Annotated in this window: 13 protein-coding genes; 5 read left to right on the forward strand and 8 right to left on the reverse strand. The window is 71.1% G+C overall.

Annotation, left to right across the window (positions count from 1 at the left end; translation table 11 throughout):
• Positions 1-141 precede the first annotated feature (141 nt).
• The 7 genes from I3F54_RS10585 to I3F54_RS10615 form a co-directional block, all read right to left on the reverse strand.
• On the reverse strand, positions 142-840 hold the full coding sequence (locus I3F54_RS10585; RefSeq protein WP_240118418.1) for an alpha/beta fold hydrolase: 699 nt from the start codon (positions 838-840) through the stop codon (positions 142-144).
• Positions 841-978: 138 nt separating this feature from the next.
• The gene (locus I3F54_RS10590; protein WP_240118419.1) at positions 979-1740 is read right to left on the reverse strand and encodes a thioesterase II family protein; all 762 of its coding nucleotides are present in this window, start codon (positions 1738-1740) and stop codon (positions 979-981) included.
• The gene (locus I3F54_RS10595) at positions 1737-2486 is read right to left on the reverse strand and encodes a thioesterase II family protein (RefSeq protein WP_240118420.1); all 750 of its coding nucleotides are present in this window, start codon (positions 2484-2486) and stop codon (positions 1737-1739) included. Before I3F54_RS10595 ends, I3F54_RS10590 begins: the two co-directional genes overlap by 4 nt.
• A 33-nt stretch (positions 2487-2519) precedes the next feature.
• Positions 2520-3812, reverse strand: coding sequence for a cytochrome P450 (locus I3F54_RS10600; protein ID WP_240118421.1), 1293 nt, complete (start codon positions 3810-3812; stop codon positions 2520-2522).
• Positions 3796-5592 (reverse strand): non-ribosomal peptide synthetase, encoded by a 1797-nt coding sequence (locus I3F54_RS10605; RefSeq protein WP_240118422.1) that lies wholly within the window; start codon positions 5590-5592, stop codon positions 3796-3798. Before I3F54_RS10605 ends, I3F54_RS10600 begins: the two co-directional genes overlap by 17 nt.
• A 104-nt stretch (positions 5593-5696) precedes the next feature.
• The gene (locus I3F54_RS10610; protein ID WP_240118423.1) at positions 5697-5915 is read right to left on the reverse strand and encodes an MbtH family protein; all 219 of its coding nucleotides are present in this window, start codon (positions 5913-5915) and stop codon (positions 5697-5699) included.
• Positions 5916-6127: 212 nt separating this feature from the next.
• A complete protein-coding gene (locus I3F54_RS10615; protein WP_240118424.1) occupies positions 6128-7234 on the reverse strand; it encodes a branched-chain amino acid aminotransferase in 1107 nt (368 codons plus the stop codon).
• A gap of 211 nt (positions 7235-7445) precedes the next feature.
• On the opposite strand from I3F54_RS10615, the gene vioD reads away from it, so the two are divergent.
• From vioD to I3F54_RS10630, 3 genes are read left to right on the forward strand one after another with little or no spacing between them, the layout of a single operon-like run.
• Positions 7446-8582, forward strand: a complete 1137-nt coding sequence (gene vioD, locus I3F54_RS10620; RefSeq protein ID WP_240118425.1) for a capreomycidine synthase — start codon at positions 7446-7448, stop codon at positions 8580-8582.
• Entirely contained in the window at positions 8579-13273 is a 4695-nt protein-coding gene (locus I3F54_RS10625; protein ID WP_240118426.1) for a non-ribosomal peptide synthetase, read from the forward strand. Before vioD ends, I3F54_RS10625 begins: the two co-directional genes overlap by 4 nt.
• The gene (locus I3F54_RS10630) at positions 13270-17127 is read left to right on the forward strand and encodes an amino acid adenylation domain-containing protein (protein WP_240118427.1); all 3858 of its coding nucleotides are present in this window, start codon (positions 13270-13272) and stop codon (positions 17125-17127) included. The genes I3F54_RS10625 and I3F54_RS10630 overlap by 4 nt, the downstream gene beginning before the upstream one ends.
• Positions 17128-17295: 168 nt before the next feature.
• Here the strand turns inward: I3F54_RS10630 and I3F54_RS10635 are convergent, their stop codons facing one another.
• Positions 17296-18546, reverse strand: a complete 1251-nt coding sequence (locus I3F54_RS10635; protein WP_240118428.1) for a cytochrome P450 — start codon at positions 18544-18546, stop codon at positions 17296-17298.
• A gap of 191 nt (positions 18547-18737) precedes the next feature.
• Here I3F54_RS10635 and I3F54_RS10640 point away from each other — a divergent pair, with 191 nt between their 5' ends.
• A complete protein-coding gene (locus I3F54_RS10640; protein ID WP_240118429.1) occupies positions 18738-20264 on the forward strand; it encodes an aldehyde dehydrogenase family protein in 1527 nt (508 codons plus the stop codon).
• Positions 20265-20299: 35 nt separating this feature from the next.
• The gene (gene lat, locus I3F54_RS10645; RefSeq protein WP_240118430.1) at positions 20300-21646 is read left to right on the forward strand and encodes an L-lysine 6-transaminase; all 1347 of its coding nucleotides are present in this window, start codon (positions 20300-20302) and stop codon (positions 21644-21646) included.
• Positions 21647-21666 lie beyond the last annotated feature (20 nt).

A 21666-nucleotide genomic window follows, 5' to 3' on the forward strand; every position in this document is an offset into this window, starting at 1 on the left:
ACACCAGCGCACCAGGACGGCTGACGGGGCGCGCTCAGGCCCGGCTTCCCCCGAAGTGGTGCCCGCCGCGTTGGCATGTGTGGTGCGGCGGGGCCACCACGGTTCCGCCCCGGCCCGTCCCAGACCCGCGTCGCCCCGCGGTCAGCGCTCGGCCGCCTTGAGGAGGATCCGCGCCAGTTCACGCGGCTGGGAGAACATGGGCCAGTGGCCGGTGTCCATCTCCACCAGCCGCCAGTGGTCGCTCTTCAGCAGTTCGGCCACCTCTTCGCTCGGTTCGTCTCCGTCGAGCAGGCATTTGATGTACACGGCCGGAAGTTCGCCGAGCGAGCCGAGCAGGTGGGCCGACTCGGTCAGGGTGGCGCCCGGGTGCGGAGTCGAGCCGTCCACGATCCGGTGGACCTGCTCCGCGGTGAGTCCTTGCCCCTCGTAGTCGTCCACGGCCAGGGGTGCCCAGAACCCCTCGTTCTCGGCGATCGACGTCTCCACCATGTCACGGCCGTCCGGCCAGGCGGACAGGAAGGACTCGCGGTCGACCGGGACATTGGCATCCACGAAGGCCACGAGGGCCAGCCGGTCGCCGATGCGCTCCGCGGCCTGGCCGACCGGGATGCCCGAGTAGCTGTGTCCCACCAGCACGACGTCACCCAGATCAAGGTGCTCCACCTGGTCGACGATGTCCTGGACGTGGGTCTGCTGTCCGGCCGCCACCCCACGCTTGTCGGCAAGACCGGAGAGCGTCACCGGGTGGACGCCGTGCCCCGCTGCGCGAAGCTCTGGCACCACGTCGTCCCATGCCCAAGATCCGAGCCAAGCGCCTGCGACCAGTACGAAGTTCGCCATCGAATGTCCGGGGCGCGGTCCCCTTGCAGGTCCGTCTCCCCCGTCTCCTCTCCCTGTGTGCGTCCGCTCCTCCGCACAGCCTTGCAGAACTTCCTCCCGAATGCGCTGGGCGCGACGGGCAGGACGGGCATGGGACGTTCACTCAAGCCGGTCGACGATCTCGCGGACCACCTGGTGCCGGCCCTCGTCGTCGAAGAAGTGCCCGCCCGGGACCGGTGTCAGGCTGAACCGGTCCCGCGTCTCCCGGGACCAGTCCTCCATCCGCGCGGGATGCGCTTCGGGGTCCTCGGTGCCCGCGAAGGCGTGGATGGGGATGTCGAGTGGTGTCTCGGGGTGGAAGTCGTGGGTGCTGAGCACCGTCAGGTCCGCGCGCAGGGTCGGCAGCAGCCCGGCGAGCAGTTCGGGTTGCTCCAGGACCTCGACTGGTGTGCCGCCCATGTCACGCACGTACCCTTCGAGGCCGTCCTCCCGGCCGTCCCACTCCCACTGGCCGTCGTCGCACGCGGGCGCCACGCTGGCCGCCACGAACAGCGCCCGCGGTCCCGGCAGTCCGCGTTCCCTCAGGGCGTGGGTCAGCGCCCAGGAGACCCTGGCTCCCATGCTGACGCCGTAGAGGGCGAACGGCCTGTCGAGGAGCGGCTCCATGGCCCCGACCAGGTCGTCGATCAGGGGGGTCATACGCTCGTACGGCGTCTCCGTGAACCGGTCGGCGCGCCCGGGGAGTTGCACGGCCACGGGCTCGATGTACCACGGCAGGTCCTGTGGCCACCCGCGGAACACCGAGGCGTTGCCGCCCGCGTAGTGGAAGCAGAAGAGACGGGTCTCGGCGGGACCGGTGCGGCCGAACCGCTTGAACCAGCGGCGGTCGACGTCCGCCCGCTGCGTGGTGGTGCCCGTCATCGGCCCGCCGCCTTGATCAGGTTGGTGGACATGAGGTCGAGGAGGGCCTCGGGGGCCTCCATGAACTTGTGGTGGTGGCCTTCGAGCAGTACGGACGTGCTCTCGCCGCACTCCTTCCAGCCGGTCATGTCGGCGTAGGGGATCTCGTCGTCCTCGCTCCAGCCGATGGCGGTGATCGGGCCGGGTAGCCGCAACGGGTCCGGCATGACGTACCGCTTGTTGGTGTCGACGTCGGCGCGCAGGATCTCCAGGTAGAACGAGAGCAGCTCCGGGTTGGGGTCGCCGCCGAGCCGCCGCATCAGGCCTTCGAGTTCGGCCCCCAGTTCCGTGTCGTCCATCGACAGGAAGCGGCCCGCGGGTCCGTCCTGCGGGGCGACCTGGGAGGACACGTAGAGCTGCGACGCGGTGGGCTTGCCCGTGCGGGCCAGCTCGGCGGACACCTCGTAGGCGGCGAGTGCGGAACCGCAGTGGCCGAAGAAGGCGAACGGCACGTCCAGGTGTTCCTCCAGGCTGGGGACCATGGCCTGGGCGAGTTCCTGGTAGGTGGTGAAGTTGGGCTCTGCGAAACGCGTCTCGTGGCCCGGGAGTTCCACCGGGATGAAGTCCACTCCGTTCCACTGGCGCGGCCACTGGCGGTACATGCTGGCGCCGCATCCCGAGTAGGGGATGAGGAACACCCGCGCTACGGCGTCGGCTGACGGCCTGTGGGGCAGCCACGGGTTCCGGCCGGCGGGGCGGTGGTTCATCGGCGGCTCTCCAGGAGTCGGGAAGCGGGGGGCTCAGCGCAGTCGGGCGGTGATCGGCAGGTGCTTGTACCCGGAGATGAAGTTCGACTGGAGTCGGGACTTCTCCCCCGCGTACGCGAAGTCGTGGAACCGGTCGAGGAGTTCGGTGAAGAGGATCTTCAGGGTGACTCTGGCCACGGTGTGGCCGACGCAGTAGTGCGGGCCGATGCCGAACGCCACGTGCTTGTTCGGCCTGCGGCGCAGGTCGAAGGTGTCGGGGTCCGTGAACACCTCCCGGTCCCGGTTGGCGGAACCCAGCCAGACCACCACGGCGTCGCCGGCCCTGATGCGGGTACCGCGGATGACGGTGTCGTTGACGGCGTACCGCATGAAGTGGCTGACCGGGGAGGCCATGCGCAGCGCCTCCTCCACGGCGGTGGGCGTCACGCCGAGGTCGCGGGCCCAGGTGTCGAGGAGCCCGTCCTCCACGTGCTCGGCCATCATGTAGTTCGGCGAGTGCGGGGTGGTGACCACGGCGCCGAGGAGCACGCTGTAGCAGTTGGACATGACCTCGCCGGGCGTCATGCGCCGGCCGTCCACCTCGGTGGTGATCAGGACGCTGATGAGGTCGTCGCCCAGGTTGCGGCGGCGCTCGCCGTAGATGTCCTGGAAGTAGGCGAACAGCTGGCGGTGCGCGTTGTCGAGGGTCGCCTGTGTGCCGCCGGGCAGCCGGTACTCGGGGTCGTCGGCGGCTATGGAGGAGTTGAGCAGCGTGGCCAGCCATGGCCAGTCCTCCCGGGGCAGGCCCATGGACGTACCGCCCACGGCGACCGGCAGGGCCAGCATGGCCTCGGCGAAGTCGAACGGGCCGCCGTCCTCCAGGGGCCTCAGGACGTCGAGGACCAGTTCGCGGATCATCTGGTCCTGGCGCTCGATGGCCTTGATGGCCATGGCCTTCTGGAGCCGGGCGCGCATGATCGTGTGCCGGGGCGGGTCGGTGGCCGCGATCTGCCGGCCGCCTGCCGGGTCCTCGACGCCGAGGATGTTCAGCAGCGTGCCGCGCTCGGAGGTGAACGTGTGCGAGTCGCGCAGCACCTGGTCGGCGTCGTGGTAGTTGGCCACCGACCAGAAGCCGTTGTTCTCGTCCACCTGCTGCCAGGTCAGGTGGTCCTTCTCGCGGAGCCCGGCCCAGAGCGGATGGAAGTCGCCGTGGCTGTAGAGCACGGGGTCGGCCAGCCCCATGGCGGCCTTGCCGACCGGGCAGCCGGGGGCGGGCGGGGCGGGTACGACGGGGCACCCGTCGACCGGGGCCGCGACCCCGGCAGCGGTCTCATCGAGCGGTGGCATCCTCGGCCTCCTGTGTTGACTCGGGCGAGCCCAGCCCCTCGCTCTGCCGCAGGCCTTCGGCGAGATCTGCGATCGTCGGACGCAGGTACAGCATCCGGGCCGGCAGGTCGACGTTGAAGTCGCGCTGCAGAGCGGCGAGCAGTTCGGCGGCCATCAGCGAGTGCCCGCCGAGCTCGAAGAAGTTGTCGGTGGAGCCGATGGGCTCGACGTCGAGGGCGTCGCTCCAGATCTCGGCCAGGCGGCGCTCCAGGTCGTCGGCCGGCTCGACGTACTCGTTCCACACGTTGCGCGGGATCTTGGCGGAGGGCAGGGCGCCGCGGTCGACCTTGCCGTTCGCGTTGAGCGGGATCTCGGGCAGGGGGATGATCGCCCAGGGCACCAGGTGTGCGGGCAGGACGGCCGCGAGCCTCTCGCGGAGGCTCGCGCCGAACGCGGCGGCGTCCTCCTCGGCCATGGCGCCCACGGCGACGTAGGCGATCAGCCGGGTGTCACCCGCTCCGTCGGTGTGGGTGAGCGCGGCGGCCTCCTCGACCCGGGGGTCCTTGAGGAGTTCCGTCTCGACCGTGCTGGGCTCGACCCGATAACCGCGGATCTTGACCTGGCGGTCGGCACGGCACAGGAAGTCCATGGTGCCGTCGGGTAGTTCGCGGACGATGTCGCCGGTGCGGTACATGCGGCGGCCGGGTTCGGGGCTGCGGATGTCTGCGACGAACTTCTCGGCGGTGGCGCTCGGCCTGTTGAGGTAGCCGGTGGCCACGCCGTCGCCGCCGACCCACAGTTCGCCCCATTCGCCCGGCGGGACGGGGCGCATCGCGTCGTCGAGGATGGTGGCGGTGGTGCCGTGGATGGCGGTGCCGATCGGAACCCGCTCGTTGTCGCTGCTGGTGCGGGTGGTCCAGCAGGTGGTGAACGTGGTGTTCTCGGTCGGGCCGTACCCGTTGGTGAACGTCAGGTGCGGATGAGCGGCCAGGACCCGGCGGACGTGGTCCGGGGAGAGTACGTCACCGCCCGCGAGGAGGTGGCGTACGGTGCCCAGCCCGTCGAGGTGGTGGGCGACCAGCTTGTGGAACAGACCCGAGGTCAGCCACAGGATGGTGACGCCTTCGTCGTGGATGGTCTTGACGATCTCGTCCAGGTCGGCCCGCCCGGACGGGGCGAGGGCGAGCCGGCACCCCTTGACCAGCGACGTCCAGATCTCGAAGGTCGACACGTCGAAACCGACGCGGGTGATCTGCAGGAAGACGTCATCGGGGCGCACGTCGATCCAGTCGGGCGTGTCGATGAGCCGGAAGATCGCGCGGTGCGAGACCACGACGCCCTTGGGCACGCCGGTGGAGCCCGAGGTGTAGCAGACGTAGGCGGGGCTGTCCGGTCCGATCTCGGTGGCGGGCAGCAGTCCGGGCTCGGCGGCGGCGGGCTCGGCGGGTTCGTCGATCGACAGCACGTGCTCGATGCCGTCGGCAAGCGGCGCGGTGCCGGAGTCGACGACGGCGAAGCGGGCCCGCGCGTCGTCGAGGATGCGTGCGCGCTGCTCGGCCGGCTCGGCCGGGTCGAGGTACAGGTAGGCGCCGCCCGCCTTGATGATCGCCGTCAGAACGACCATGAGGTCCATGGAGCGGTCGAGCATGACGGCGACGACGCTGCCGCCACCGACCCCGACCGCGCGCAGCCGCCGTGCCAGGGCGTCGGCGCCGGCGTCGAGCTGCTGGTAGCTGAGGCTGCGGTCGCCGTGGCTGATCGCGGTCGCATCGGGGGTCCGCGCGGCCTGCTCCGCCACCATGTCGTGCACACATCGTGGCGAGCGAGCTGACTGAAGGCTACCCATCACTGATTCCCTACCTTGTGATTCTCTGCTCGGCTCTTCGCCACCGCTGCCGCGTGGACTCAACGGGAGGCGGGGGCCACCGCCGGGTCCTGGCGCGCGCTGAGGGGGCGGAGGTCGGTCCAGTTCTCGTCGATGTAGTCCAGGCAGGACTGCCGGGTGCCTTCGTGGACCGCCGTCCAGCCGGCCGGGATGTCCAGCTTGACCGGCCAGAGCGAGTGCTGTTCCTCGGCATTGACGAGGACGGCGAAGGTCCCCTTGGAATCGTCGAAGGGATTCATTTCATGGGCTCCTTGAATTGGCAGCTGGAAGGGGAGCGGGCCGGGCTGGAATGCCGCACCGTGATGTGAGAGGGGACGCCGCGCTGCCGGGGATGCCGACGAACTGCGCACACTGGTCGCCCAATTACTGCTGGGCGTCGAGCTGAAGCTACCCGTACCGCACCCCCACGTGCTGTCACATGAAAGGACGACATCCGGGTCCGGACGCTGCGTCAGCCCACTTTGTGCACCCAGGCATTGGGGTCGGGAAGCCGCCCGTACTGGATGCCGAGCAGTTCCTCGCGCAGCCGTCGGGTGACGGGTCCGGGCTCGCCGTCGCCGATGGTCCACCCCTTGCCGCCGGCTCCCTTGACCCGGCCGATCGGGGCGATGACGGCCGCCGTCCCGCAGGCGAAGGCCTCGGTCATCCTCCCGGACGCGCACAGCTCCTCCCACTGGGGCACCGACACGGGCCGTTCCTCGGCGTCCAGCCCGAGTTCGGGGGCCAGGCGGAGCAGGGAGTCGCGGGTCACGCCGGGCAGCAACGTGTCGGTCAGCGGGGGCGTGACGATCCGCGGCCTGCTCCCCTCGCCCTCTCGAAGGACGAAGAAGACGTTCATGCCACCCATCTCCTCCACCCAGGTGTGCTCCGCCGCGTCCAGCCACACCACCTGGTCGCAGCCCTCGGCGACGCCCTGGCGCTGGGCGGCGAAGGCCGCGGCGTAGTTGCCGCCGACCTTGGCCGCGCCGGTGCCGCCGGGCGCGGCCCGGGTGTACTCCTCCGACAGCCACACCGTCAGCGGCCGGAGTCGTTCCCCGGCGCCGAAGTAGGCGGTGGCGGGCGAGGCGAACACCACGAACAGGTAGCTTCGCGAGGGGAGCGTGAACCCCAGCCCGTGCTGGGTGGCGATCATCAGGGGGCGCAGGTAGAGGCTCTCGCCCGCCTTGGAGGGGACCCAGGCGGCGTCCTGCGCGACCAGCAGTTCCAGGGCCCGCAGAAAGGTCTCCTCCGGGATGGCGGGCATCGCGAGGCGATCGGCGGAGCGGTTGAAGCGGGACGCGTTGACCCACGGCCGGAACAGAGCGATGCCGCCGCTGTCCTGCCGGTACGCCTTCATGCCCTCGAAGCACTCCTGGCCGTAGTGGAACACGGAGGCGGAGGGGTCCAGGCTGATCGGGCCGTACGGTTCGAGCCGCCCGTCGTGCCAGCCGTGCTCCTCGTCCCAGCGCACGGTCACCATGTGGTCGGTGAACATCGTGCCGAATCCGGGTGAGGTGAGGATCGCCTCGCGTTCTGCGTCCGACACAGGCCGGTCACTGGTGCGGATCTCGAAGTCCACCGGTTGACCACCTCTTCCTTGCTGAACTCGGTTTCGGGAAAGCCCTGTTGCAGCCTCGAAACTACCCGCGGCAGGTCGGCGCCGCAGTGTCACATGAAAGGACGACATGCGGGCGTGGGGCCGGTGAAGGAGGCTGACCGAGGCTGGGGAAGCTGTCGGATTTCGGCTCACAGTTCCCACCGAAGTGGCCGCGGACGGAGTGGAATTACGTATGGGCATCGCCATTGCCAAGCTGGAAGCCTGGATGCGCGACTACTACCACAAGGTCGATCACGACATCGGCAGCAGCGGCGTGCGCGATCTCTCCATGGCGGAACTGCGCACGCTCTGCGGGTTCGAGCTGTCCGAGCTGGACTCGCTGGTGCTGCACGACAGCGAGGCGTACGGCGGCCCCGGACTGCGTACCGCGCTCGCGGACCGCTGGACCGGTGGAGACGTCGACCCGGTCATGGTCACGCACGGGTCCAGCGAGGCGATCTACATCGTCATGCACACGCTGCTCAGGGCCGGCGACGAGGTGATCGTCGTCGACCCGGCATACCAGCAGCTGTACGACATAGCCCAGTCGAAGGGCTGCCGGATCACCCGCTGGCCGCTCCGCGCCGACCGCGGCTTCTCCCCCGACATGGAGCTGCTGCGCAAGCTCGCCGCGTCCGGCCCCCGGATGATCGTCGTGAACTTCCCGCACAACCCGACCGGGATGTCGATCAGCGCCGAGGAGCAGGACGAACTCATCGCCATCGCGGCCGAGTCGGGCGCCTGGTTGGTCTGGGACAACGCGTTCGGTGAGATGACCTACACGGCGGACCCGCTGCGTCTGCCGCACGACCGCTACGACAAGGTCATCTCCTTCGGCACCCTCTCCAAGAGCTACGGCCTGGCCGGCATGCGGGTGGGCTGGTGCCTGGCGCCGCGGGAACTACACGAGGAGATGGCGGTGCTGCGCGACTACATCGCGCTGTACGTGTCGCCCGTCCTGGAGTTCTTCGCCGAGAAGGCCGTCCGCAACGCCGACCGCATCGTGGCGCTCCAGCGTGAGCATGCCGGCGCCAACCTCCGGATCCTGCGGGACTGGGCCGACGGTCTGCCCGACCTGGTCCGGCTCACCCCGCCCGACGGCAGCGTGACGACCTTCGTCGAGTTCCCCCACCTCCCCGACGTGGAGCGCTCCTGCCGGCGGCTGGCCGAGGAGCACCGGGTGCTGCTCGTTCCCGGCATGTGCTTCGGCGACGACTTCCGCTCCTACGCCCGGCTCGGTTTCGGCGGTACCACGGCTGAGCTGACGGCCGGGCTCTCCTCCCTCGAACAAGTGCTGCGCGAAGACTCCCGAACGGTGGCGGCCCGATGACAGACGACCTGCAGGCCCGTATCGCGGCCCTCTCACCGGACAAGCGAGAGCTGCTGGAGCGGCGGCTCGCCGAGATGGCGGCCGAGCGCGCCCCTGCCGCGGACGGCCGCGTCGAGCCGCGCGACCGCAGCGTGCCGACCCCCCTGTCGTTCGCGCAGCTACGCGAGTGGACCACCGGCCGGATCCGGGGGTCCAACAACATCGGCGGGGCTCTCCGGCTCGTCGGGGACCTCGACCTGTCCCTGCTCAGCCGGGTGCTGACGGAGATCGTCGGCCGGCACGAGGCGCTGCGGTCCACGGTGGAGCTGAACGACCGCACCCCGGTGCAGGTGGTGCAGCCGGTCACGCCGGTGCCGACCCCGCTGGTCGACCTCTCGGACCTGCCGGCCGAGGAGCAGCTGGGCGAGGTGCAGCGGCGAGCCGACGCCGAGCTGGTGCGCCCCTTCGCCCCGACGGACGCACAGCGACTGCGGATCCAGCTGCTGCGGCTGGCCCCGGACACCCACGTGGCGCTGTTCACCACCGACCACGCGGCGTCGGACGCGTGGTCGATGGCCATCCTCGTACGGGAGTTCGTGACCCTGTACGGCATCCACCGGACCGGCGGTACGGGCGGGCTCCCACTGCCGGAGATCCAGTTCGGCGACTACGCCGCCCTGCAGGCGAAGGAGTTCACCGACGAGCGGATCGCGACCGAACTCGCCTACTGGAAGCAGGCGCTGGACGGCGTGCCGACCCGGCTCGCGCTGCCGATCGACCGCCCCTACCCGGCCCGGCCGACCTTCGCGGGCGCCCAGTACCACATCGACCTCTCGCCCGAGCTGAGCGAGGACCTCAAGGTGTTCAGCGAACGCGAGAACGCCTCCCTGTTCATGGTGCTGCTCGCGACCTTCTCCGTGCTGCTCCACCGGTACTCCGGGCAGGACGACCTGGTGGTCGGGTCGGCCATCTCCGGGCGCAACCGGGTGGAGACCGAGCAGCTCATCGGCTGCTTCGCCAACCTGCTGCCGCTGCGGATGCGGCTCGCCGAGAAGCAGACGCTGCGCGAGCTGGTGCACGCCGCCCGGGACACCACCACCGCCGGCTACGACCACCAGGATCTGCCGTTCGAGCGGCTGCTGGAACAGCTGGGCATCGGCCGGGAGGCGGCGCAGACCCCGCTGATCCAGGTGATGATCAACGTACTGACCGCACCGGCGAGCACCCTGGAGGTGCCGGGCCTCACGATCACACCGGAGCCGATGGACATCGGCCCGGTCTCCATCGACCTGACGCTGTTCGCGATGCCGCGCGGCGACAAGGTGTCGCTCCAGTGGCAGTACAGCACCGAGCTGTTCGACACCGAGACGGTGGAGCTGCTGGCCTCGCAGTTCGTCAACGTGCTCCGGCAACTGGTGACGGCACCCGACACGGCGGTCGGCGACGTCGAGTTCATCGTCGCCCCCGCCACGGCGGCCGCCACTCCGGCTCCCGCCGCGGCGGCGGACCACGGCCCGGGCTTCGTCGAACTCTTCCAGCGGCGCGCGGCCCTCGCCCCGCACACCCCAGCGGTGGTCCACGGCGGGACCGCCCTCAGCTACGCGGAGCTGAACCGGAGTGCCAACAGGCTCGCGCACAGGCTGCGCGAGCGGGGCGTCGGCCAGGAGGTGCCCGTCGGCATCCTGCTCGACCGGTCGCCCCGGATGGCCGTAGCGATCCTCGCGGTGCTCAAGGCCGGCGGCTACTACGTGCCCCTCGACCCGTCCTACCCGGCGGAGCGCCTGGCGTTCATGCTGACGGACGCGGACGTGCGGGTGCTGATCACCGAGGAGGAGTCGGCCGCCGCACTCACCGCCGCGGGCGACCGGCCGCCGGGCGAGATCCTCCTCGTGGACGCGTCCCTCGACGGACCCGATCACGACCTGCCCACGCTGCCCCACCCCGCCTCGCCGGCGTACATGGTGTACACGTCGGGTTCGACCGGACGTCCCAAGGGCGCCCAGATCGAGCACCGCTCGCTGGTGACCTTCGCCCGTGAAGTCGTGGAACGTTTCGGGCTCGGCAGCGGGGACCGGTTTCTCCAGTTCGCCTCGCCGAGCTTCGACGTGCTCGTGGAAGAGCTGTTCCCGATCTGGCTGGCCGGTGGCGTGGTGGTCATCCCCGCCGAGCGGCTGCTCGGCGGCAGCGCCGACCTCGCGGAGCTGGTCGAGCGCGAGCGCATCACGGTGATGGAGCTGCCCACCGCCTACTGGCACGAGTGGACGCGCGCGCTGCGGCGCCAGGACCGTGCACTCGCGGAGTCGCTCCGCCTCGTGATCATCGGTGGCGAGCGGGTGCTCCCCGACCGCATCACGATGTGGGAGCCGCTCGGCGTGCCGCTGATGCACGTGTACGGCCTGACGGAGACGACGGTCAGCTCGACCTTCTTCCGGATCGACCCGGTCGACCAGAGCCGGGACTGGCCCAACCTGCCGATCGGCACCCCGCTGCCCTCGGCCGATCTGCGCATCCTCGACAGCCGGCTGCGGCCCGTCCCCGTGGGCAGCCTCGGCGACCTGTACATCGGCGGTGTCGGTCTGGCCCGCGGCTACCACGGCCGACCCGGTCTGACCGCGCAGCGGTTCGTCGCCGACCCCGACCCGGCGCACCCGGGCGGGCGACTGTACCGTACCGGCGACCTGGTACGCCAACGGCCGGACGGCAACCTGGAGTTCGTGTCCCGGGCCGACACCCAGATCAAGATCCGCGGTTTCCGGGTGGAGCCTGCGGAGATCGAGGCGACCCTCAGCCTGCACCCGGAGATCACCGAGTCGGTGGTCGTCGTGCACGAGCCCGAGCCCGGAGACAAACGGCTCGTGGCGTACGTCGTGCCGCGCACTTCCCCCGCGCCCGCCACCGGCGTACTGCGGGAGTTCCTGGAGAAGGAGCTCCCGCCGTACATGGTGCCCGCGGCGTTCGTCGAACTCGACGTGCTGCCGCTCACCCCGAACGGCAAGGTCGACCACGCGGCGCTGCCCGCGCCCACCGCGGAACGCCCCGCCGAGGCGACGGGGTTCGTCGCACCGCGGGATCCCGTCGAGCAGCAGCTCGCACAGATCGTCGCGTCGGTCATCGGTGTCGAGAGCATCGGCGCGCACGACAACTTCTTCGAGCTGGGCGGCGATTCGATCCTCGCGATCCAGGTTGTCGCGCAGGCGCAGGACATCGGCATCCGGATCTCCCCGCTCGACCTCTTCGAGCACCCCACGGTCGCCGCGCTCTCGGCGGTGACATCCGCCGCCCCGGTCATCGATGCCGAGCAGGGCGTGGTCAGCGGACCGTCGCCGCTGACCGCGAACCAGCGCTGGTTCTGCGGCTCGGACCTCGCCGACCCGCATCACTGGAACGTCTCCACGCTGCTCGAACTGCGCGAGTCGTATCCGCCGGACATGCTGCGCGAGGCGGTCGTCCAGCTCCTCGTCCACCATGACGGCCTGCGGCAGCGGTTCCAGCTCAACGGCGTCCAGACGCGCGTCCGGATCGCCCTGCCCGACTCCCGTACGCCTTTCACGGCGCACGACCTGTCCGGCCTGGACCCGCACGCGCAGGATCGCCGGGTCACGGAGGTGACCGCCGAGGCGGCGGCGGGTCTCAAGCCCTCCGTCGGCCCGCTGGTCCGGTTCGAGTTCTTCGGGCTCGGCGGGGGACGCCCCGACCGTCTGGCGGTGATCGCGCATCACCTGGTGGCCGACGTCACCTCCCTGCGCATCCTTGTCGAGGACCTGCGGACCGCGCTGCTCGCGCTGGGTGCGGGCCGGACGGTCGCGCTGCCGGCCAAGACGACGTCGTGGCAGTCCTGGGCCCGCCGCCTCGCCTCGTACGCCGGGACGCAGCCGGTGCAGTCGCAGCGGCCGTACTGGACGGACCTCGTCGGGGAGGCCTCCCACGCGCTGCCCTTCGACACGGCGGAGGACCCGGGGGCCGACACGGCCGCCGACGCCCGCGAGGTCGTCGCCCGGCTCGATGCCGAGGAGACCACCGAGTTGCTCCACACCGTGCCCGCCGCGCACAGCTGCCGGATCGACGACATCCTGCTCACGGCCCTGAGCCGCACGCTCGCCGACTGGACGGGCACGCCGCGGAACCTGGTCGACCTGCGGCGGCACTCCCGCGACCAAGTGTTCGGCGACATCAGCCTGGCACGCACCGTCGGCCGGCTGGACACCGTCCACCCGGTCGGCCTCGTCAGCGAGCCCGACAGCTCCCCCGAGACCACGCTGAAGTCGGTCAAGGAGGCCCTGCGGGCCGTCCCCGAGGGCGGACTCGGCTGGCAGTTGCTGTGCCAGGGCAACGACCCGCTGTCGCCGTCCCCGGCGAGGCTGGTCTTCGAGTACACCGGGCAGCTGGACGAGCCGTCGCCGGCCACGGACGGTTTCACCGTGATCGGTCCCGCCGGTCCGGCGGCGAGCCCGCTCGGCCGGCGTCCGTACCCGCTCGCGGTCCGCGCCGCGATCACCGGCGGCCGGCTCGCCGTCACCTGGGAGTACAGCCACCGGCTGCACAGCCGGGAGACCGTGGAACGGCTCGCGGAGCGTTTCGGTGCGGAACTGCGGGCCCTGACGGGTGACGGCGAGGCCATGCACACCCCGTCGGACTTCCCGCTCGCCCGGGTCGACCAGTCGCAGCTCGACGGACTGCTCGACCGCCTCCACACGGACCGGGAGGCCCCGTGAGCAAGGCCGACGTCGCGGACGTCTACGAACTGTCGCCGCTCCAGCAGGGGATGCTGCTGCACACCCTGTACGGGGGCGACGCGGACACGTACGTCGCGCAGCGCAGCTTCGAGATCGAGGGCGCGCTGGACGCCGACCTCCTGGAGCGGGCCTGGCGGCAGGTCGTGACGGCGCATCCCGCGCTGCGGACCTCCTTCCACTGGGAGGGACTGGACAAGCCGCTTCAGGTGGTGCACCGGAACCCGCCCGGCGCGCTGCGGCGGCACGACTGGTCGGACGCGGACGCCGACGAGCAGGAGGCCAGGTTCGAGCGGCTGCTCGCCGAGGACCGGGCGGTGGGATTCGACCCGGAGCGGCCGCCGCTGCAGCGGCTGCGCCTGATCCGGCTCGGCGACCGCCGCCACGGGTTCGTCTGGACCCACCACATGCTGCTGCTCGACGGCTGGTCGGTGCCGATCGTCCTCGGCGACCTCGTGCGGCGGTACCGCTGTCTCCTCGCGGGAGCTCCGGCACCGGCCGCGCCCGCCCCGTACCGGGACTACATCGCCTGGCTGCAACGCCAGGACATGGAGGCGGCCGAGAGCTGGTGGAGCGGGGCCCTGGCGGGTCCCGCCGGCAGCGGTCGCCTCGGGCCGCTGCTGCGACTCGACCCGCAACGCGGCGCCGGCGCGGTCGAGGAGGTCCGCAGGGACCTTCCGGCCGCACTCGCCGACCGGCTGCGCGCGGTCGCCGCCCGCAACCAGGTCACCCTCAGTACGGTGTTGCAGGCCGCCTGGGCCCTGGTCCTCAGCCGCTTCAGCGGGGACACAGAGGTCACCTACGGCTGCACCAGCTCGGGACGCCCCGCCGAGCTGCGGGGCGTCGACGAGATGGTCGGGTCGTTCATCAACACCCTGCCGATCCGGGTCACCGTGCCCGGGGACGGCGACCTGGCCGGGTGGTTGCGGGAGGTGCAGGCCGTGCACTCCACGGCCCGGCGGTACGAGTACACGCCGCTCGCCCAGATCCGGTCCTGGGCGAACCTGCCCGGGAACCAGCCGCTGTTCGAGAGTGTCGTCGTCCTGGACAACTACCCCCTCACCCTCGGCGGCGGGGAACTGGCCGAGCAGTTCTCGATCCGTTCGGTGAACGACTTCGAGAAGACCAGCGAGGCCCTGACCCTGATCGTGACGCCCGCGCCCGCCTCGGTCGTGCGGTTGGTCTTCCACCGCGACCGGTTCGAGCCGGGCGCGGTCGACGACATGATGGAGTACTTCTACCGCGTCCTGGAGGCTCTCACCGACGCCGGGACGGTCGCCGGCGTGCTCGCGGCCGCCGCCGGGCGCACGGAGAGCCGCCCGGCGGCGGCCGTGACCTACCCGGACGCGGAGCACACCCTCGCCGCACTGATCGAGCGGCAGGCAGCGGCGACCCCCGACGCGCTCGCCGTCCACGCGGACGACGGCACCCTCACCTATGCGCAGTTGCTCAAGCGCTCCCGGCGGGCGGCCGACGCGCTGGCCGCTGCCGGTGCGGGCACCGGCCAGGTCGTCGGAGTCTGCGCCGAACGCTGCCTGGACATGGTCACGGGTGTGCTCGGCGTGCTGCTCACGGGCGCCGCCTATCTGCCCCTGGAGCCCTCCCTGCCGTCCGCGCGTCTTGAGTTCATGGCGGGCGAGGCGGGCATGACCTTGGCCTTCGCCTCGCCGGACTGCGTGGAAACGGCCGTACGGGCCGGGGCGCGGCAGGTCCTGACCTCGGCGGACCGGGCGGAGGTGCCGCTGCCCTCGCACCCGGGCAGCCCCGACGACGCCGCCTACGTCCTGTTCACCTCCGGCTCCACCGGTCGTCCCAAGGGCGTGGTCGTCACCCACCGCGCGATCGTCAACCGGCTGCTGTGGATGCAGGAGACGTTCCCGCTCGGCGCCGCCGACCGGGTGCTGCAGAAGACCCCGCTGAGCTTCGACGTGTCGGTGTGGGAGCTGTTCTGGCCGCTGGTGACCGGGGCCACCATGGTCCTGGCCCGGCCCGGCGGACACCAGGACAGCGCCTATCTGGCCCACGTCCTGGCCGAACAGGACGTCACCGTCGCCCACTTCGTGCCGTCGATGCTCCAGCTCTTCCTCGACGAGCCCGCCGAGGCGCCTGCCCTGCGCCGGGTGATGTGCAGCGGGGAAGCGCTCCCGTACCCGCTGGTGGAACGCTTCCGGGCCGTTCTGCCACAGGTGGAACTGCACAATCTGTACGGACCGACCGAGGCCGCCGTCGACGTCACCTGGTGGGACTGCGCCCGCCCCGCGCCGGCCGGGGTGGTCCCGATCGGGGACGCCGTGGCGAACACCGGGACACACGTCCTGGACGATCGCCTAGCGCCCGTGCCCCTCGGCGTGCCCGGCGAACTCTTCCTGAGCGGCGTCCAGTTGGCGCGCGGCTATGTGAACCGCCCGGCGCTGACAGCCGAGCGGTTCGTCGCACACGACCTCGCGGGGCCCGGCGGGCGGCTGTACCGGACCGGCGACAGGGTGCGCAGGCTGAGGGACGGGTCACTGGAGTTCCTCGGGCGGATCGACCAGCAGGTGAAGATCCACGGCTACCGGATCGAGCTGGGCGAGGTGGAGCAGGTGCTGCTCGCCCAGCCGTCGGTCCGCGAAGCGGTGGTGACCGTCCGGGACGGGGCGCGCCTCGCCGCGTACGTCACCGGCGAACTCCCCGATCCGGACGTCCTGCGCGACGCCCTGCGGGCTGCTCTGCCGCGCTACATGGTTCCGGCCACCGTCACCGTCCTGCCCGCGATGCCGCTGACCCACAGCGGCAAGCTGGACCGGCGCTCCCTGCCCGACCCGGCGCCGGCGGTGGGCGCGGCGGCCGGTGAGGCGCCCCTGTCCGCACGGGAGGAGAGCATCGCCGAGGTCTTCCGGGACCTTCTGGACCTGCCCGCCGTGGACGTCGCCGCGAGCTTCTTCGACCTGGGCGGTGACTCCTTCGCCGCCGTCCGGGCCGTACGCCGGATCGAGGGCGCCACGGTGGGGCTGCTCGCCGCCCGGCCGAGCGCCCGCGAGCTGGCGGCGGCGCTCGAAGCGGCCGAGGAGCCCGGCCTGCTGCTCCGGCTGACCCCGGACGGCCGGACGGCCCCGCACACGCTGGTGTGCATACCGTTCGGCGGCGGCAGCACCGTCAGCTACCAGCCCCTCGCGGGACGCCTCGACCCCTCGCTCGCGCTGCTGGCCGTGGCGTTGCCGGGCCACGAGCTCGGGGGTGATCCGGAGCTGCGGCCACTCGGCGAGGTGGCACAGGACGTCGCCGACGAGATCCTGAAGACGGTGGACGGGCCGGTCTCGGTCTACGGGCACTGCGTCGGGGTGGCGCTCGCCGTCGAGGTGGTGCGCCGTCTGGAAGCGGCGGGACGGGCCGTCGAGCGTCTGTTCCTCGGGGCGTCGTACCCCTTCTACGAGAGCCGGATCCGGCGGCGTCGCCGCGAGGGCCCCGCCGCCGACCGGGCGGAGATGCGCTACCTGCAGTCGCTCGGTGGATTCACCGGGGTGGTCGAGGACGACGAACTCGCCTTCGTCATGAAGGCGTTCCGCCACGACGCAGCGGCCGCCCAGGCATACTTCTCCGAACACTGGCCGCGCCGTGGACGCACCGAGCCGCTGACGGCGCCGATCACCGTGGTCATCGGCACGGACGACCCGGAGACCCCGCGCCACGAGCGCAGGCACCGGGCGTGGGAGCGCTTCGGTTCCTCCCTCGAACTGGCGACCGTGCCCGGCGGAGGACACTACTTCCTGCAGCAGCATCCGGAGGTCCTCGCAGCGATCATCGCTGCGGCGTCCGGGGAGGGGGATCGCGGGCGGCGGACCCCTCGCGATCAGTGATCCGCACGTCGGTGTCGCGGGGGAGTGCGGGAACCGCGCGAGCGGACACGACGGCGCCGCGGTCGACCGATGTCGCACCGCGGCGCTTCGAGCGGAGTGGCTGGTGCGGTGACCGGAGGGGCTTGCCGGACGGCTCACGGCGTCCGGTGCGCCCTTCCGGTCACACCCCTAGTCCGGCAGGTCGCGCGGCTTGTCGCGCAGGGTCACCGAGGTCGGCAGGACGGCGAAGCCGCGCTGGTGCGGCGAGTGCACCCGGCGGGCGTACGTCATGTCGACGGCGTAGTCGGAGATCCGGGCCCCGATCTCCTCCAGGGCGATCTTGATCTCCAGCTTGGCGAGGGCGGCGCCCAGGCAGTAGTGCGGACCGTGCCCGAAGCTGATCAGCTGGCTGGTGTCACGGTCCAGGTCGAAGCGGTCCGGGTCGGGGAAGACGCGGCGGTCGCGGTTGCCGGAAGCGGGCAGGATGGCGACCCGGGCGCCGGCCGGCAGCAGGACGTCGTGCAGCACGGTGTCCTCGGTGACGGTCCGGGCGACCATCTGGCTGGCCGAGTCGTAGCGCAGGGTCTCCATCGTCCAGTCGTCGGGACGGTGGTCGAGGCCGGCCCGTTTCACCTCGGGGTGCAGCCAGCCGTGGTACCAGGCGTTGCCGATGACCTTGCCCGTCGACTCGTTCCCGGCGGTGATCAGCAGGAAGAGGAAGGCGACGATCTCCGAGTCGCTCAGCGCCCGGCCCTTCACCCGCACGTCCAGAAGGTGCGAGGTGAGGTCGTCGCCGGGGCTGCGCCGCAGTTCGGTGACGTGCGCGACGAAGTACGAGGCGAGACGCAGGGCGGCCTGGACGGAGCCGGCGGGGCGGTCCTCCTCGCCGTCGCCCCGCATGTTCAGCATGTCGGTGTCGGCGCGGATGAGGTCCCAGTCGGCGGCGGGGATGCCGACCATGTCGCACACGATGTCGTTCGGCAGGGCCGCCGCGTAGTCACCGGCGAAGTCGAACTCGCCCTCCTCCAGGAGCGGCAGCAGCCGCTCACGGGCCATCTTGCGGATGCGGGCCTCTTGACCGGTGACGTGCCGGGCGGTGAAGCCGCTGGACACCAGGGTGCGCAACTGTCCGTGCTCCGGAGGGTCCATGGCGAGGAAGAAGCTGGTCTTGTACGCCTCGGGTCCCCACAGCTCGGTCTCCAGAGAGATGCCGTTGCGGTTGGAGAACAGCCTGGGGCTGCGCAACGCGGAGAGCACGTCCCCGTGCCGGGAAAGGGCCCAGAAGTCGCGTTCCTCGTTGCGGTAGACCGGCTCGTTCTCCCGCATCCAGGCATAGACCGGGTAGGGGTCCTCGTGCAGTTCCCAGGAGAACGGGTCGTAGACGGGCCGGTCCGCCGCGTCGGTGCCGTTGTCCTGCCGGGCCTGGCTGTCGGTGTGCATCTATACAACTCCAGTGCCGGTACGAACAGGGTCCCCTGTGCCCCTGTCCCAGGAACGTACGACGCGTGCGGCGAACTGTCGTGTCACGCGAACCGGGGGCTACCTGACCGGTCCGTCACGACCTGTGCTGGGTGCTGCCGATCGTCAGGAAACCTCGCCGGCTGCGGCCTGCCTCACCTTCAGGAGCATGCATGACCTCCCTTGCCCTGCCCGCCACGGACGCCCTGCGCGCGCGTGCCCGCGCGTGCCTGGACCGCATCGGTGTGGTGGTGCCGGAGGGCGACGAGCTGTACGCCCGTACGCCCGTCACCGGCGAGGACCTGTTCGGCCTGAAGTGCAGTGGCACGGCGGAGACGGAGGAGGCCGTGGCCGCCGCCCACGAGGCATTCCTCACCTGGCGCTCCACCCCGGCTCCGCGCCGCGGCGAAGTCGTGCGCCGCTTCGGCGATCTGGTGCGCGAGCACCACGACGACCTGGCCGAGCTGATCACCCTGGAGGCGGGCAAGATCGGGGCCGAGGCGTACGGCGAGGTCCAGGAGATGATCGACATCGCGGACTACGCGGTCGGTCTCTCCCGCCAGCTGTACGGACGGGTCATCGCCTCCGAGCGGGCCGACCACCGCATGGTCGAGACCTGGCACCCGCTGGGTGTCGTCGGCGTCATCTCCGCGTTCAACTTCCCCGCAGCCGTGTGGTCCTGGAACACGGCGGTCGCACTCGTCTGTGGTGACACGGTCGTGTGGAAGCCGTCCGAGCAGACGCCGCTGATCTCGCTGGCCTGCGACCGGCTGCTGGCCAGGGCCGCCGAGGAGACGGGTGCCCCGGCCGGCATCCACCACCTGCTGATCGGCGGGCGGGAGACCGGCGAGACGCTCGTGGACGACCCGCGGGTGGCTCTGGTCAGCGCCACCGGTTCGACGCGGATGGGGTGCTCGGTCGGTCCCCGGGTGGCCGCCCGCTTCGGACGCTCGCTCCTGGAACTCGGCGGCAACAACGCGGCCATCGTCACCCCCAGCGCCGACCTCGAACTGACGCTGCCCGCGGTGGTCTTCGCCGTCGCGGGCACCGCAGGCCAGCGCTGCACCTCGCTGCGGCGGCTCATCGTGCACCGGGACGTCGTGGACGAGCTGCTGCCCCGGCTGACCGCCGCCTTCGAGCGGCTGCCCGTCGGCGACCCGTTCGACACGGACACGCTGGTCGGCCCGCTGATCTCCCCGGCTCCGCTCGCGACCATGCGGGACGCGATCGCCCGGGTCACGGACGACGGCGGAAAGCTGCTCGCCGGCGGCGACCGGGTCGAGACGGCCGCGGAGTCCGCCGCGTACGTACGGCCCGCGGTCGTGCGGATCGACGGACACACCCAGGTCGTACGGGAGGAGACGTTCGCGCCGCTGCTGTACGTGCTGACCTACGACACCCTCGAAGAGGCCATCGCCCTGCAGAACGACGTCCCGCAGGGCCTGTCCGCGAGCATCTTCACCCAGGACCACCGGGAGGCCGAGATCTTCATGTCCGCCGTCGGTGCGGACACCGGGATGGTGAACGTCAACCTGGGCACGTCGGGAGCGGAGATAGGCGGCGCCTTCGGCGGCGAGAAGGAGACCGGAGGGGGCCGGGCGTGCGGCTCGGACGCGTGGCACGCGTACATGCGCCGGACGACCAACGTCGTCAACTACTCGGGCGAGGTGGCCCTCGCCCAGAACATCAGCTTCTCCTGACCGGCGACGCCCTGTCCCCAACGCAAGGAATCCCCATGTCTCTTCCCCCCTCGGGCTCCATCGCCCCGGCCCAGGTTCACTCGGCCCTGTCCGCCCACCTGCTGGTCGACGGGTACCCTTTCGTGCTCGATCTGGAGCGCAGTCACGGCAGTTGGCTGGTCGACGAGCTCACCGGGCGTTCGTATCTCGATCTTTTCACCTTCTACGCGTCCAGCCCACTGGGCTTCAACGCGCCGGATGTGGCGGGGGACCCGGAGTTCGGAAAGCTCCTGGCCAAGGTCGGCGCCAACAAACCGTCGAACGCGGACGTGTACACCACGGAACTCGCCGAGTTCGTCTCCACGTTCGCCCGGGTGCTGGGTGACCCCGAACTGCCGCACCTGTTCTTCGTCGAAGGCGGGGCGCTTGCCGTGGAGAATGCGCTGAAGTGCGCTTTCGACTGGAAGAGCCGGCGGAACGAGGCGGCCGGCCGGCCCGCGTCGCTCGGCACGCAGGTGCTGCACCTGAAGGGCGCCTTCCACGGCCGCAGCGGATACACCCTGTCCCTGACCAACACCGAACCGGTCAAGACCGAGCGCTTCCCGGTCTTCGACTGGCCACGCATCGACACGCCCGCCATCCGGTTCCCGCTGACCGACCACCTCGCTCAGGTCGAGGAGGCCGAGCGTGCCGCGCTCGCCCAGGCCGAGGCGGCGTTCCGCGCGCACCCGCACGACATCGCGTGCTTCATCGCCGAGCCCGTCCTGAGCGAGGGCGGTGACAAGCACCTGCGGCCGGAGTTCTTCCAGGCGATGCAGCGGCTGTGCCACGAGCACGACGCGCTGTTCGTGCTCGACGAGGTGCAGACCGGTGTGGGCCTGACCGGGACGCCTTGGGCGTACCAGCAGTTGGGGATCGAACCGGACGTGGTGGCCTTCGGCAAGAAGGCCCAGGTCGGCGGCATCATGGCCGGCCGGCGGGTGGACCTGGTCCGGGACAACATCTTCCGGATCGGCGCCCGCGTGGGTTCGACCTGGGCCGGTGGCCTGGTCGACATGGTCCGTTCGCGGCGTCTGCTCGAAGTCATCGAGCGCGACCGGCTGATCGAGCGGGCCGTGACACTGGGGGACCAGCTGGTCGCGGGCTTCCGTTCGCTGGCCGAACGGTTCCCCGGCCTGGTCTCCAACGCGCGGGGGCGCGGTCTGATGTGCGCCTTCGACCTGCCGTCGACGGAGTTCCGCGACACGTTCGTCGAGGTGCTGCGGGAGGAGGGGGTCCTCGTGCTCCCCGGCGGCGCTTTCACGGTGCGGCTGCGGCCCGCGCTGTCGGTGAGCCCGGAGGAGTTGTCCCTCGCCCTCGACGCGTTCGACCGTGCGCTCAAGCGCTGCGCCGACGGCGCGTAGGAACGCGGTCGCGCTGCCTC

Source organism: Streptomyces sp. MUM 2J (assembly GCF_022414535.1).
GTDB lineage: Bacteria > Actinomycetota > Actinomycetes > Streptomycetales > Streptomycetaceae > Streptomyces.